Raw genomic sequence first — 12,938 nt, forward strand, 5'->3', positions numbered from 1 at the left:
CGCCCGCTCGCCTTGTTCTTCAGGACCCCATTGTTCTTCAGGACCCCACGCTCACCGTGAACCGCCGAGGGTTGCCGTCGTTCGCGGCACCCGAGACGTCCGGCTGCCCGTCGGGCCGCACGTCGTCGTAGGGAAAGGCGTAGCCGATGGGGGAGTTGGCGTGCACCACCCGTGACCAGTGGTTGGTCACCTCGCCCCGGTAGTAGTCGGCGGCGGTCGCGCCGCCCGGCTGCGCGGGATGGGTCAGCATGATGCTGCGGTTGAACCCGGCCGCGAGCCGCGCGAGGAGGCCCTTCTTGTCGTCCGGGTCGCCCGGATTGTTGGCGAAGGGGCCGTGATTGCAGGTGAAGATGTCCTTCGACGTCGGCCTGGCGAAGGAGTGGCCGCCGTTGAACGTCAGTACGTCGCCACTGACGCGCCCGGTGAACACGCCGCGGCCGCCCTGGAGGTCGATCTGTAGGTCCGTGGAGCGGTACTTGTCCCACACCCGGTCGATGTAGGCGTTCCAGACGTCGCGGAAGGGCATCTGGTCGGGCCGGTCGAAGTAGGGCGCCATGAGGTTCTGCGGTGAGATCACCCGCAGGACGCCGCCGCCGGCACCCCTGATGACCAGGTCGTCCCACGGCTGCCCGTCCCTCGCCGCCTGCGCCGTGAGGTCCGCGGCGATCTTGTCGACGGCCCCGTCGGGGAGCGGGGCGACGGTGTGCGTGGCATCGCCCTGGAGGGTCAGGCCGATGGGCAGCGCGGTGACGAGGTCGACATAGCTGATGTTGGCGTACAACTGCTGGGGGTTGAAGGTGAATTCGCAGAACGACCAGGTGCGGCCGTAGTTGGGGTCCGCGGGCGTCGCGAAGGCTGGCTCGACCAGTGCGGGCCCGGGGTTGAGGAAGAAGTCCAGCTTGGCGTCGCGCACGAAGTAGACGCGGGCGCCGTACATCTGCGGCAGCGTCAGCACTCTGGGCGCCGAACCGGCGGCGCCGAGGGGGATGGCGCAGTCGACGGGCAGCGGCGTCTGTGGCGCGGGCGGCGAGTCGGGGCGGTACACGCCGCCGTCGGGCCTGAGCAGCACCCAGCGGCCGGTGCCCTGCTCATGGCCGGTGACGTAGGCGTGCACGCGCCCGGGGAGCGACTTGTTCCGCAGGGCGAGTTCGCAGGTTGCGGGCGCGGCCTTGCCGACCGCCTGGGCGCGCGGGCCGAGAGCGCCCGCCCGGCCGGGATGGATGAGGGCGCCCGCGGCGCCGGCGGCGGTGGTGGTGGTCAGGAACGTACGACGCGAGATCACGGAAGGTCTCCTGCGCGGTGGGGGGCTACGGGGGAGGTGCTCGAACCGTGTGCGTGGGGGTGGTGCACCACTGTCGTGGCGGGTGGTTGCGGCGTCAAGAGTTATGACTGAGAGCGCTCTCAAAAGGGTCGCGCCTCCAGGAGGTGACGACAGGCGCGTTGTCAGTGGGGGGTGCCAGACTCGAAGGAGACGGCGGAGAGATCCGACGAAGGAGTCGATCATGCTCAGTTCCCGTTTTGCCGCGGGCGCCCCGGTCTGGGTGGACATGTGCGCCCCCGACCTGGACGGCGTCAGCGCCTTCTACCGCGAGTTGTTCGGCTGGGAGCTCCAGCGGGGCGGCGAGGAAGTAGGGGGTTACAGCCAGTTCCAGCTCTCCGGCGGGACCGCCGCCGGCGCCATGGCCATGCCCGCGGACGAGGCCCCACCGGCCTGGACGCTGTACTTTTGCACGCCGGACGCGGACGCCACGGCGAAGCAGGTCGAGCAGGCCGGCGGCGGCACGCTCCACGGAGCCGTGGACGTCCTCGACCTCGGCCGCATGGCGGGCTTCACCGACCCGGCGGGTGTGCCCTTCTCGGTCTGGCAGCAGGGGCAGATCAAGGGACTCGACGTGCTGAACGAGCCGGGCGGTCTCGTCTGGACGGAGCTGTATACGCCGGACGCCTCCGCGGCCACGTCGTTCTACGGCTCGGTGTTCGGCTGGCGGACCACCGCGATGGAGTCCCCCGCGGGCACGTACACGATGGTGCACCCCGCCGACGGCACCCCGGACGACATGTTCGGCGGCATCGCGTCCCTCGACGACGACCCCGCCGAGTCCGGGGCGTACTGGCTGCCGTACTTCCAGGTGGACGACTGCGACGGCGCGGTCGCCAAGGTCCGGCGGGAGGGCGGCACGGTGCGGATGGACACGGTGGAGATGGCGGGCGTGGGCCGCTTCGCCAAGTTCGCGGATCCGGCGGGCGCGCGGTTCGCGGTGCTCCAGCCGGCCCCTCCCGGCGAGCCGATGGCGTCGTAGCCGAGCGGGGCACCAGAGCAGCGGGGAAACGCCGGCCGGCGGCGCGTTGATCGTTCGTTGATCGTTTGTTTCGCGCGCCGGGGCACCATCGTGGCCATGCAGATCGACACGATGGCCCAGCCCGAACTCGCCTGGCAGGAGCAGGCGCTGTGCGCGCAGACCGGAGCGGACTTCTTCTTCCCCGAGCCGGGCAGCTCGGTGCGGGAGGCGAAGGACATCTGCCGGATGTGCGAGATGCGCCCGGCCTGCCTGGAGTACGCACTCGCCCACGACGAGCGGTTCGGCGTCTGGGGCGGCCTCTCCGAGAAGGAGCGGTTCGCCCTCAGGCGCGTGCCGGCCGGTGCGCGGACCGGGGCGCGGTGACGCGGCCGGTCCGGCGCACGCCACCGCGCGTGCGGGGCGTCAGGCCCCCCGCGCCGCCATGCGCGCCTTGCGCGCCGCGAGCCGCTCGTCGAACTTGGACGCCTCGGCGTCGAGCCCGCCCATGAAGAAGCCCAGCTCCTCCTGGGCCTTCAGGCCCTGGGGGCCGAGGCCGTCGATCTCCAGGACCTTCAGGTGGCGCAGCACCGGCTGGAGCACGTCGTCGTGGTGGATACGCAGGTTGTAGACCTCGCCGATGGCCATCTGGGCGGCGGCCCGCTCGAAGCCGGGAATGCCGTGGCCCGGCATGCGGAAGTCGACCACCACGTCCCGCACGGCCTGCATCGTCAGGTCGGGGGCCAGCTCGAAGGCGGCCTTCAGGAGGTTGCGGTAGAAGACCATGTGGAGGTTCTCGTCGGTGGCGATGCGCGCCAGCATGCGGTCGCAGACCGGGTCACCGGACTGGTGGCCGGTGTTGCGGTGCGAGATGCGGGTCGCCAGCTCCTGGAAGGCCACGTAGGCGACCGAGTGCAGCATCGAGTGGCGGTTGTCCGACTCGAAGCCCTCGCTCATGTGGGACATCCGGAACCGCTCCAGCTGGTCCGGGTCGACGGCGCGCGAGGCGAGGAGGTAGTCGCGCATCACGATGCCGTGCCGGCCCTCCTCGGCCGTCCAGCGGTGCACCCAGGTGCCCCAGGCGCCGTCCCGGCCGAAGAGGGAGGCGATCTCGTGGTGGTAGCTGGGGAGGTTGTCCTCGGTGAGCAGGTTGACCACCAGGGCGATGCGCCCGATGTCGGTGACGGGGGACTGGCTCTTCTCCCACGCCTCGCCGTCCTCGAAGAGGCCGGGGAAGTTGCGGGCGTCGGAGAACGGCACGTACTCGTGCGGCATCCAGTCCTTGGCCACCTTCAGGTGGCGGTTCAGTTCCTGCTCGACCACTTCCTCCAGCGCGTGGAGGAGCCGGGCATCGGTCCAGTTGTCCGAGCCGGCGAGGTGGGGAGAGGTGATCGTCACGTGTGCTCCATACGGGGGCGGGGATTGCTTACGGGCAGTGCGAGCGGGGCACTACCTACGGTGTCGTAGGTTACGTTGCCGTAGGTTAAACCCTCCGTAAAGAGGCCGCGAGCCCGCCCTCTCCACCCGTCTCCCCCGCAACTGAGGGCCCAACGCGGCTCAGACGTACAGTTCGCGGAGCCGAACTGAGAGGCACGTCACACAGCCTTCCAGCTTCTCGAATTCGCTGATGTCCACCAAAACCGGGTCAAAGCCGAGATCCGCGAAAAGCTCCGCGCTCTTCGGCGCGCTCGCCGCCATCAGCAGCTTCCCACCCCCGAGCAGCACCACGTGCGCACCCGGCTCCTCCGGCACCGGCCGGAAGGGCGCGAAGAGCGAGGGGCTGTCGACCAGCGGCCCGTACCCGATCACGGTCCCGTCGGGCAGGGCCGTCACCGCCGACTTCAGGTGCAGGACCTTCGCGACCGGGACGGCCACCACACGGGCGCCGAGCGGTTCGAAGGCGGCCCGCAGCTGCCGCACCCCCTCCGCGTTGGTCCGGCCGCCCCGCCCCACGTAGAGCGTGTCGCCGATCTTGAGGATGTCGCCGCCGTCGAGCGTGCCCGGCTCACGGACCCGGTTCACCGAGCAGCCGAGCCGGACCACGGCCTCCTCCACGCCGGCGGTCTCGCCCCGCCGCGCCTCGGCTCCCGGCCGGGCGACCAGCGCCACGTTCCGGAACACCACCACCGTGTCCTCCACGAACACGGCGTCGGGGCAGTCGTCGGCGGGCGCCACCTCCAGCGTCTGCCAGCCGTGGGCATTCAGTGCCGCGACATAGCCCTCCCACTGCCGAAGGGCCAGCTCCACGTCGACCGGGGTGCGCTCCAGGTGGGTGAGCAGTCCTTCGGCGAGGCGCGGGCCGGGGCGGCGGATCAGGGCCTTCTTGGTGTGCACGGGGTACTCCTCATGGGGGCGGGCGTTGCCGCACATCATGCAGCGCGCTCCCCGTCCGGGCCCAGAGCGCCTCGGAGGTGATCCGCCGTGAACGACCCGCGTGCCCGCAGCAGCTCCGCCGGGGTGCCCTCGAAGACGACCCGCCCCCCGTGCTTGCCGCCGCCGGGGCCGAGGTCGATCACCCAGTCCGCGTGCTTGACGACGTCGAGGTTGTGCTCGACCACGACGACGGTGTTCCCGGTGTCGACGAGCCGGTCCAGCAGCGCGAGGAGTCCGTCCACGTCGGCCATGTGCAGACCGGTGGTCGGCTCGTCCAGGACGTACGTGGTGCCGGTGCGGTGCAGCTGCGTGGCCAGCTTGATGCGCTGGCGCTCGCCGCCGGACAGGGTGCTGAGCGGCTGGCCGAGGGTGAGGTAGGTGAGCCCCACGTCCCGCAGGGCGCCGAGGCGTCGGCGTACCGCCCGGTCCTCGAAGCGCGCGAAGAAGTCGAGCGCCCGCTCGGCGGTCATCTCCAGGACGTCCACGACGGAGCGGCCGTCGACGGTCAGGCGCAGCACCTCCTCCTTGAAGCGGCGGCCCTCGCACGCCTCGCAGGTCGTGGTCACCGGGTCCATGAACGCGAGATCACTGTAGATGATCCCGCGCCCCCGGCAACGCTCGCACGCGCCATGGGAGTTGAAGCTGAACAGGCTCGCCTTCGCGCCCGTCTCCCGCGCGAAGAGTCCTCGTACGGTGTCCATGATCCCGAGGTAGGTCGCCGGGGTCGAGCGGCCCGAGATGCCGATGGAGGACTGGTCGACGACCACGGCGTCTCGGTGGGCACCGGTGAACGCCTTCGACACCAGCGTGCTCTTGCCGGACCCGGCGACGCCGGTGACCGCGGTGAGCACCCCGGTCGGCATCCGCACGCTGACGTTCTTGAGGTTGTGCAGATCGGCGCCCCTGATCCAGAGGCCGCCGGTCGCCTCGCGCGGCTTGTCCTTGACGCCCCTGACACGGCGCAGGTGGCGGCCGGTCAGGGTGTCCGCCCCGCGCAGCTCGTCGGGCGTGCCCTCGAAGACGACCAGGCCGCCGTCGGCGCCGGCCGCCGGCCCCATGTCGACCACGTGGTCGGCGACCGCGATCACGTCCGGGTCGTGCTCGACCACCAGGACGGTGTTGCCCTTGTCGCGCAGCCGCAGCAGCAGGTCGTTGAGGCGCCCCACGTCGCGCGGGTGCAGGCCGACACTCGGTTCGTCGAAGATGTACGTCATGCCGGTGAGGCTGGAGCCGAGGTGGCGCACCATCTTCAGCCGCTGCCCCTCGCCGCCGGAGAGGGTCGACGTCTCGCGGTCCAGGCTGAGGTAGCCGAGGCCGATCGCCTCGATCCGCTCCAGGGCCGCCACGGCCGCCGCGGCGACGGGGCCGGCCACCGGGTCGTGGACGCGCCCCAGCTCGCGGACGAGGTCGGTGACCTCCATCCGGACACAGTCCGCGATGCCGAGGCCGTTGATCCGGGTGGCGAGCGCGGCGGGGTTGAGCCGGGCGCCCCGGCAGGCCGGGCAGGGGCCCTCGTGGAGGAAGCCCCGCACCATGTCCCGGGTCTTCTGGGCGAGGGAGGAGAGGTCCCGGTTGAGGTAGAGCCGCTCGAAGCGGTCGGCCAGGCCCTCGTAGTCGATGTCCCGGGCGCCGCCGGTGTTGTCGACGCTGACCTTCTTCCGTCCGCCTGCCCCTCGTCCGCCGCGCAGCAGGAACTCCCGCTCGGCGTCGGTGAATTCGCCGACCGGCTTGCGCGTGTCCAGGTCGGGGGTGTTGGTGTACGTCTGGCCGTGCCAGGTCCCGGCGGCGAACGGCGGGAAGAGGATCGCGCCGTCCGCCAGGGACCTGGTGGGGTCGATGATGCGGTCGTAGTCGGGCCGTACGGTCCGGCCGAGCCCGTCGCACGCGGGACACATGCCCGACGGGTCGTTGAAGGAGTACGCCGTCGCCGGGCCCGCACTCGGCGTGCCGTACCGGGAGAAGAGCACCCTGATCACGGAGTAGACGTCCGTCATCGTGCCCACGGTGGAGCGGGAGTTGCCGCCGATCGGCCTCTGGTCGACGACGATCGCGGGTGAGAGGTCCTCGATGGCGTCCGCGTGCGGCCGCTCGTACTTCGGCAGCCGGTTGCGGACGAACCAGGTGAAGGTCTCGTTCAGCTGCCGCTGGGACTCGACCGCGATCGTGTCGAAGACGACCGACGACTTCCCGGACCCCGACACCCCCGTGAAGACCGTGAGGCGGCCCTTCGGGATGCGCAGGTCCACCTCCTTGAGGTTGTTCTCCCGGGCTCCGGAGATGGTGATGTGCTGGTGCGCGCCCGGCTGCCTGTCCTGGGGGGTGTGGTTCCGTGTGTGCTGGTGCATATACGTGAAGCTAGTCAAAATAGCCGACAGCTTCTGTCTTCTTTTCCTGGGTGATTTCCGTCAGCTCCCCGTCGAGCAGGAGCCACCGCGTGATGCCGATGGACTCCAGGAACGCCAGGTCGTGACTGGCCACGATCAGTGCGCCCTGATACGACTCCAGAGCCGTCGAGAGCTGCCGCACGCTGGCCATGTCGAGGTTGTTCGTCGGCTCGTCGAGCATGAGCAGCTGGGGTGCCGGCTCGGCGAGCAGCAGTGCCGCGAGCGCCGCGCGAAACCGCTCGCCGCCGGAGAGGGTCGCCGCCCGCTGGTCGGCCTTGGCGCCCTTGAACAGGAACCGGGCCAGCCGTGCCCGGACGCGGTTCCTGGTCGCCTCGGGGGCGTACGCGGCCACGTTCTCGGCGACGGTCAGGTCGTCGTCGAGAACGTCGAGCCGTTGCGGCAGGAAGCGCATCGGGACATGCGCCCGCGCCTCGCCGGCGACCGCTTCCAGCTCGCCCGCGACGGTGCGCAGCAGTGTCGTCTTGCCCGCGCCGTTGCGGCCGATCAGCGCGATCCGCTCGGGCCCGCGCAATTCGAACTCGCCCTGGACCCGGGCTCCGTAGCGCAGTTCCAGGCCGCTCAGGGTGAGGACCGTGCGGCCCGGGTGGACCAGGGTGTGCGGCAGGTCGACGCGGATCTCGTCGTCGTCCCGCACCGCTTCCACGGCCTCGTCGAGGCGCTCCTTGGCCTCGGCGAGCTTCTCCTCGTGCATGACGCGATGCTTGCCCGCGGACTCCTGGGCGGCACGCTTGCGGGCGCCCATCAGGATCTTCGGCTGGCTCCTGCTCTCCTGGATCTTCTGCCCGTAGCGCTTGCGGCGGGACAACTTCACCTGGGCGTCGGCCAGATCGCGCTTCTGCTTGCGCAGGTCCGACTCGGCGACGCGCACCATGCGCTCCGCCGCCTCCTGTTCACCGGCGAGAGCCGCTTCGTACGCGCTGTAGCCGCCCCCGTACCAACTGACCGCGCCGTCACGCAGATCGGCGATCTGGTCGACCAGTTCGAGGAGTTCACGGTCGTGGCTGACCACGACCAGGATCCCGGACCAGGCCTCGACGGCCGCGTAAAGGCGCCGACGGGCGTACAGGTCCAGGTTGTTGGTCGGCTCGTCCAGCAGCAGGACATCGGGTCGGCGCAGCAGCAGCGCGGCCAGGCGCAGCAGCACCGACTCGCCGCCCGAGACCTCGCCCGTGGTGCGGTCGAGGCCGATGTGGCCGAGCCCGAGCTGGTCGAGGGTGGCGCGGGCCCGCTCCTCGACGTCCCAGTCGTCGCCGACGGCCGTGAAGTGTTCCTCGCTCGCGTCACCCGCCTCGATGGCGTGCAGGGCGGCGCGCGTCGCGGCGATGCCCAGCACCTCGTCGACGCGCAGCGCGGTGTCGAGCGTGACGTTCTGCGGCAGGTGACCGACCTCGCCGACGGCCTTGACGGTGCCGTCGGTGGGGGTCAACTCGCCGGCCAGCAGCTTCAACAGCGTTGACTTTCCGGAGCCGTTGGCGCCGATGAGCCCGGTACGGCCGGGGCCGAAGGCCACCTGGAGGCCTTCGAAGACGCTGGTCCCGTCGGCCCAGGCGAAGGTGAGCGACGAGCAGCTGAGAGAGGTGGGGGAAGAAGACATACGGGCCTCGCGGTTGCGTGGTGGAGCGCGGTCAGGGGCAACGCGTTCGAGACACCGCGGCGGGAGTGGAGGCCGAAGAACGGGAAAAGGCCTGTGCCGGGGGGACGGGACGGCTCGAATGCCGAGGTCGCACGCGGCGTACACGGCAGCGAAGGCTGCGTGACGCGGTGTCTCATGACCTCAGACGAGCAACGTCCTTCTCCTATCGACGGCAACAGATCCGCTGTACACGGTAGGAACCCCCACGGGCCCCTGTCAACGTTTTATCGCCGCCCCGCGTCAGCGCGAAGCCGGCGGGAGCGGCGGGACCGGGCGCTCGAAGAAGGTCTCCAGCGACACGGTGGCCTGCGTGCCGCTCACGCCGTCGATGGCGTACAGCCTGCGCAGCACGTCCTGGAGCTGCTCCGTCGTCGCCGCGCGCACCTTCACCAGGACGGAGGCGCTGCCCGCGATGACATGCGCCTCCTGGATCTCGGGGATCGCGGCGAAGGCCTCGGCCGAGTTCCCCATCCAGGCGTTCGACTCGACCATGACGAAGGCCAGTACGCCACGCCCGAGCGCGGCCGGGTCCACGTCGATGGTGGTGCGCCGGATGACGCCCCGCTCCCGCAGCTTGCGCACCCGCTCATGGGCGGCCCCCGCGGACAGGCCGACCTCCTTGCCGAGCGCGGCGTACGCGGTGGTCGCGTCCTGCTGGAGCACCGCGAGCAGCTTGCGGTCGATGTCGTCCATGTCGTTCCCCGGTCCCATGGCGCCACCATATGCGGTTCTGGCATAGTCCGACGAAGCCGAATACAGTTCAGAATATGAGCAAGCGGGAGTAAGCATGTCCGGTTCCGCCGACACCGAGCTGTACGAGATCCTGGACGAGCGGTTCCGCACCGGGGGGTGTGCGAACGGCGACGACCGCCTGGAGAAGATGTACGACCACTGCCGTTGGGCCGAAGGCCCCCTCTACCTCCCCGCCTGGCGCCAGCTCGTCTGGAGCGACATCCCCAACGACCGGATGCTGCGCTGGGACGAGGCGACCGGCGCCGTGTCCGTCTTCCGCTCCCCGGCCGGACACAGCAACGGCAACACGCTGGACCGCGAGGGCCGGCTGATCACCTGCGAGCAGGGCAATCGCCGGGTCACCCGCACCGAGCCCGACGGCAGGATCACCGTGCTCGCCGACCGTTACGCCGGCAAGCGGCTCAACAGCCCGAACGACGCCGTCGTACGCTCCGACGGCTCGGTGTGGTTCTCCGACCCCGACTTCGGGATCACCAGCGACTACGAAGGCCATCGCGCCGAGCGGGAGCAGGACGGCCTCAACGTCTACCGCATCGACCCCGGCACGGGCGAGGTGCGTCTGGTCGCGGACTGCTTCGAGGCGCCGAACGGACTCGTCTTCTCGCCCGACGAGCGGCAGCTGTACGTTTCGGACACCCGCGGCGGCGTCATCCGCGTCTTCGACGTGCGCGAGGACGGGACCCTGTCCGACGGAGAGGTCTTCGCCGAGGCCACGGACGGCGTCAGCCGCTTCGACAACCTTCGCTTCGACGACGGGGGCCGGCTGTGGGCGGCGGCCATCGCGGGCGGCGTGCACTGCTACGACCCGGACGGGACGCTCATCGGCCGGCTGAACATCCCCGAGCCCGTCTCGAACATCGCCTTCGGCGGCCCCAAGAACAACCGGCTGTTCATCACCGCGTCGACCTCGCTGTACTCGCTGGTGACAGCGGTCACCGGACTGCCGCGCGTACGGTGCTGACGCGGGGGAACCCTTCCCATCCCGACCGCAGACAAGAGCAGGAACGACAGCAGGAGCGACCATGACCGACCGTGCGTCCCTTTCCCCGCGGCAGGAGACCGCCTCCCCGCAGCAGGAGATCGCCCGGGCCCTCCAGGTGAGCAAGGACTTCGCCGTGCGGCAGGAGATCGAGCGCCGCGTGGCCTTCCTGGCCGACCAGCTGACCTCCAACGGCCTACGCTCCCTGGTGCTCGGCATCAGCGGCGGCGTGGACTCCACGACCGCGGGGCGGCTGTGCCAGCTCGCGGTCGAGCGGGTCCGCGCCGACTCCGGGCAGGAGGCGACGTTCTTCGCCATGCGGCTGCCGTACGGCGCCCAGGCCGACGAGCACGACGCCCGGGCGGCACTGGACTTCATCCGGCCGGACAAGATCCTGACCGTCGACGTGAAGCCCGCCTCCGATGCCGCGCTGGAAGCGGTGGTGACGGGCGGCGCGCTCTTCCGTGACGCCCACCACCAGGACTTCGTCCTCGGCAACATCAAGGCCCGCCAGCGCATGATCGCCCAGTACGCGGTGGCGGGGGCGCACAACGGCCTCGTGGTCGGCACCGACCAGGCGGCCGAGGCGGCCTCCGGCTTCTTCACCAAGTTCGGCGACGGCGCGGCGGACGTCGTCCCGCTCACCGGCCTCACCAAGCGGCGGGTCCGCGCCCTGGCACGGGAACTGGGCGCACCGGACGCCCTGGTGGACAAGGTCCCGACGGCGGACCTGGAGTCGCTGAACCCGGGCCTGTCCGACGAGGAGGCGCTCGGCGTCACCTACGACGACATCGACGCCTTCCTGGAGGGCGAGCCGGTCGACGAGACCGTCGCAACCAAGATCATCCAGCGGTACCGGCTGACCGCGCACAAGCGGGAACTGCCGATTGCGCCCTGAACACCCCGGGGCCACCCCGGGCCCTTCACGATGATGTCGGATTTCTGCCAGACGCCGTTCAGGGGCGCTGGTTGAGTACGCCGCATGACGACCCACCTCCGTGAAGCCGCCCTCGCCTTCCGTGCCCTGCACACCGCGGGCCGTCCCCTCGTGCTGCCCAACGCCTGGGACGCCGCGAGCGCCCGGGTCATCGAGGCGGCGGGTGCCCGGGCGATCGCCACCACCAGTGCGGGCGTCGCCTGGGACCTCGGCGCCGCGGACGGTGACCGGCTGGGCAGGGACCGCGCTCTGGGGGCCGTGGCCACGATCGCCGCGGCGGTGGGCGTGCCCGTGAGCGCCGACATCGAGAGCGGCTACGCCACGGACGCGGCGGGCGTCGCCGAGACGGTGCGCGGGGTCCTCGCCGCGGGCGCCGTGGGCGTGAACATCGAGGACGCGGCGCACGAGGGCGCCGCGCCGCTGCGCGCGCTGGCCGGCCAGACGGCGCGGCTCGAGACGGCCCGCAAGACGGCGGACGCGGCGGGGGTCCCGCTGTTCATCAACGCACGCGTGGACACCTATCTGCGCGCGGTGGGTCGGGAGACGGACCGGCTCGCGCTCACCCTGGAGCGCGCCGCCGCCTATCTGGAGGCGGGGGCCGACGGGATCTTCGTGCCGGGCGTCGTGGACCCCGACACACTCGCGGCGCTGGTCGCGGGCGTCGGGGGCCCGCTCAACGTGACGGCCGGACCAGGGGCGCCGTCCGTCGCGGAGCTGGCCGCGCTCGGGGTCGCGCGGGTCAGCGTCGGCGCGGGAATCGCCCGGGCCGCGCACGCCGTCGTACGGGAAGCCGCGCTGGAACTGCTGGCGAAGGGGACGTACGGGCCGCTGGAGGGCGGGCTCGACCACGGGGAGCTGAACACGCTGCTCGGCGGCTGAGGGAGCGCGGGGGAGGGGCAGGTCCGAGGGAGCACGGGCCGGGGCGACCGGCTGAGGGAGGCCGGCGCGTGTGCCTCCCTCAGCACGCGTCCCGCATCAGCTCCGCGAGGTCCTGGTCCAGGTCGACGTGCCGGTACTCCTGGCCGACCGGCACCAGCGTCGTCGTGCGGCGCAGGAAGTGACGCAGCTCCCCGGTGCGGATGTGGACGATCGCCGTGCCCTCGGGCGCGTGGAACTCCAGGACCGTGCGGTCGAAGCCGTACGGGCGCACCCGCACGTCGCCGTGGCCGACCGCGCGCTCCACCCCGTCGGTGAGCAGCTCGCGGGCGAAGGTCCAGTAGACCTCGACGCCCTCCAGGGTCGCGGGAGCGGGAAAGCTCATCCGCACGGCGAAGGGGTCCCGCCGGTCGTAGTGGAGTGTCGCGGGAATGGTCGGCATCCGCGGCGCGGTGGCGACCAGGCGGGCCTCTACGGCTTGCTCGATGACGGTGGACAACGCCTGCTCCCTCACTGACTGCTGGACGACTGGGGTCGGCACTTGGATAGACGACGGAAAGACGGGTTCCGTGCACACGCGAGGAGGGTGAGACCGAGTGACCTCTGTCACCGCGACACCGTGGGAGCGCCCGCGGTTCCCGCCGCCCGTCTCGCGGGGGACGCCTTCAGGCCATCTGGACGAGCCGCGGCGCGTCGGCTAGCTTCG

General features: G+C 71.1%; 12 protein-coding genes. 5 read left to right on the top strand and 7 right to left on the bottom strand.

From position 1 onward, the window contains the following. Positions 1-37: 37 nt before the first annotated feature. Complete coding sequence (locus ACZ5GP_RS07845) at positions 38-1,282, bottom strand: glycoside hydrolase family 64 protein (protein WP_468749954.1); 1,245 nt, start codon at positions 1,280-1,282, stop codon at positions 38-40. A gap of 220 nt (positions 1,283-1,502) precedes the next feature. Here ACZ5GP_RS07845 and ACZ5GP_RS07850 point away from each other — a divergent pair, with 220 nt between their 5' ends. Continuing rightward, a complete protein-coding gene (locus tag ACZ5GP_RS07850) occupies positions 1,503-2,300 on the top strand; it encodes a VOC family protein (protein ID WP_468749955.1) in 798 nt (265 codons plus the stop codon). 96 nt (positions 2,301-2,396) lie between these two features. Next, positions 2,397-2,663, top strand: a complete 267-nt coding sequence (locus ACZ5GP_RS07855) for a WhiB family transcriptional regulator (RefSeq protein WP_468749956.1) — start codon at positions 2,397-2,399, stop codon at positions 2,661-2,663. 39 nt (positions 2,664-2,702) lie between these two features. Here the strand turns inward: ACZ5GP_RS07855 and ACZ5GP_RS07860 are convergent, their stop codons facing one another. The 5 genes from ACZ5GP_RS07860 to ACZ5GP_RS07880 all read right to left on the bottom strand — a co-directional run bounded on the left by ACZ5GP_RS07860 (position 2,703) and on the right by ACZ5GP_RS07880 (position 9,380). Beyond that, complete coding sequence (locus ACZ5GP_RS07860) at positions 2,703-3,674, bottom strand: acyl-ACP desaturase (protein WP_358698244.1); 972 nt, start codon at positions 3,672-3,674, stop codon at positions 2,703-2,705. Positions 3,675-3,833: 159 nt separating this feature from the next. Then, positions 3,834-4,646 carry a dimethylargininase gene (ddaH, locus tag ACZ5GP_RS07865; RefSeq protein WP_468750162.1) on the bottom strand — a complete coding sequence of 271 codons (813 nt, stop codon included), beginning with the start codon at positions 4,644-4,646 and terminating at the stop codon, positions 3,834-3,836. After that, positions 4,646-6,994, bottom strand: coding sequence for an ATP-binding cassette domain-containing protein (locus tag ACZ5GP_RS07870; protein ID WP_468749957.1), 2,349 nt, complete (start codon positions 6,992-6,994; stop codon positions 4,646-4,648). Before ACZ5GP_RS07870 ends, ddaH begins: the two co-directional genes overlap by 1 nt. Positions 6,995-7,004: 10 nt before the next feature. After that, positions 7,005-8,648, bottom strand: a complete 1,644-nt coding sequence (locus ACZ5GP_RS07875) for an ABC-F family ATP-binding cassette domain-containing protein (protein WP_468749958.1) — start codon at positions 8,646-8,648, stop codon at positions 7,005-7,007. 279 nt (positions 8,649-8,927) lie between these two features. Continuing rightward, positions 8,928-9,380 (bottom strand): Lrp/AsnC family transcriptional regulator, encoded by a 453-nt coding sequence (locus tag ACZ5GP_RS07880; RefSeq protein ID WP_468750163.1) that lies wholly within the window; start codon positions 9,378-9,380, stop codon positions 8,928-8,930. Positions 9,381-9,474: 94 nt separating this feature from the next. Between ACZ5GP_RS07880 and ACZ5GP_RS07885 the strand changes: the two genes are divergently transcribed. From ACZ5GP_RS07885 to ACZ5GP_RS07895, 3 genes are all read left to right on the top strand, one after another. Next, a complete protein-coding gene (locus ACZ5GP_RS07885) occupies positions 9,475-10,401 on the top strand; it encodes an SMP-30/gluconolactonase/LRE family protein (RefSeq protein WP_468749959.1) in 927 nt (308 codons plus the stop codon). Between the two features lie 61 nt (positions 10,402-10,462). Next, complete coding sequence (gene nadE / locus ACZ5GP_RS07890) at positions 10,463-11,317, top strand: ammonia-dependent NAD(+) synthetase (protein ID WP_468749960.1); 855 nt, start codon at positions 10,463-10,465, stop codon at positions 11,315-11,317. An 84-nt stretch (positions 11,318-11,401) separates the two neighbouring features. After that, entirely contained in the window at positions 11,402-12,235 is an 834-nt protein-coding gene (locus tag ACZ5GP_RS07895; protein ID WP_468749961.1) for an isocitrate lyase/PEP mutase family protein, read from the top strand. 79 nt (positions 12,236-12,314) lie between these two features. Here the strand turns inward: ACZ5GP_RS07895 and ssgD are convergent, their stop codons facing one another. Next, positions 12,315-12,731, bottom strand: coding sequence for a spore wall synthesis regulator SsgD (ssgD, locus tag ACZ5GP_RS07900; protein WP_468749962.1), 417 nt, complete (start codon positions 12,729-12,731; stop codon positions 12,315-12,317). Positions 12,732-12,938: the final 207 nt, after the last annotated feature.

This window comes from Streptomyces sp. NPDC031466 (genome assembly GCF_055581265.1).

Bases quoted from the DNA above. Each gene is read 5' to 3' on its own strand.
- ACZ5GP_RS07850 (WP_468749955.1), top strand. From the start codon at position 1,503: ATGCTCAGTTCCCGTTTTGCCGCGGGCGCCCCGGTCTGGGTGGACATG.
- ACZ5GP_RS07855 (WP_468749956.1), top strand. From the start codon at position 2,397: ATGCAGATCGACACGATGGCCCAGCCCGAACTCGCCTGGCAGGAGCAG.
- ddaH (WP_468750162.1), bottom strand. From the start codon at position 4,646: ATGTGCGGCAACGCCCGCCCCCATGAGGAGTACCCCGTGCACACCAAG.
- ACZ5GP_RS07870 (WP_468749957.1), bottom strand. From the start codon at position 6,994: ATGCACCAGCACACACGGAACCACACCCCCCAGGACAGGCAGCCGGGC.
- ACZ5GP_RS07875 (WP_468749958.1), bottom strand. From the start codon at position 8,648: ATGTCTTCTTCCCCCACCTCTCTCAGCTGCTCGTCGCTCACCTTCGCC.
- ACZ5GP_RS07880 (WP_468750163.1), bottom strand. From the start codon at position 9,380: ATGGACGACATCGACCGCAAGCTGCTCGCGGTGCTCCAGCAGGACGCG.
- ACZ5GP_RS07885 (WP_468749959.1), top strand. From the start codon at position 9,475: ATGTCCGGTTCCGCCGACACCGAGCTGTACGAGATCCTGGACGAGCGG.
- nadE (WP_468749960.1), top strand. From the start codon at position 10,463: ATGACCGACCGTGCGTCCCTTTCCCCGCGGCAGGAGACCGCCTCCCCG.
- ACZ5GP_RS07895 (WP_468749961.1), top strand. From the start codon at position 11,402: ATGACGACCCACCTCCGTGAAGCCGCCCTCGCCTTCCGTGCCCTGCAC.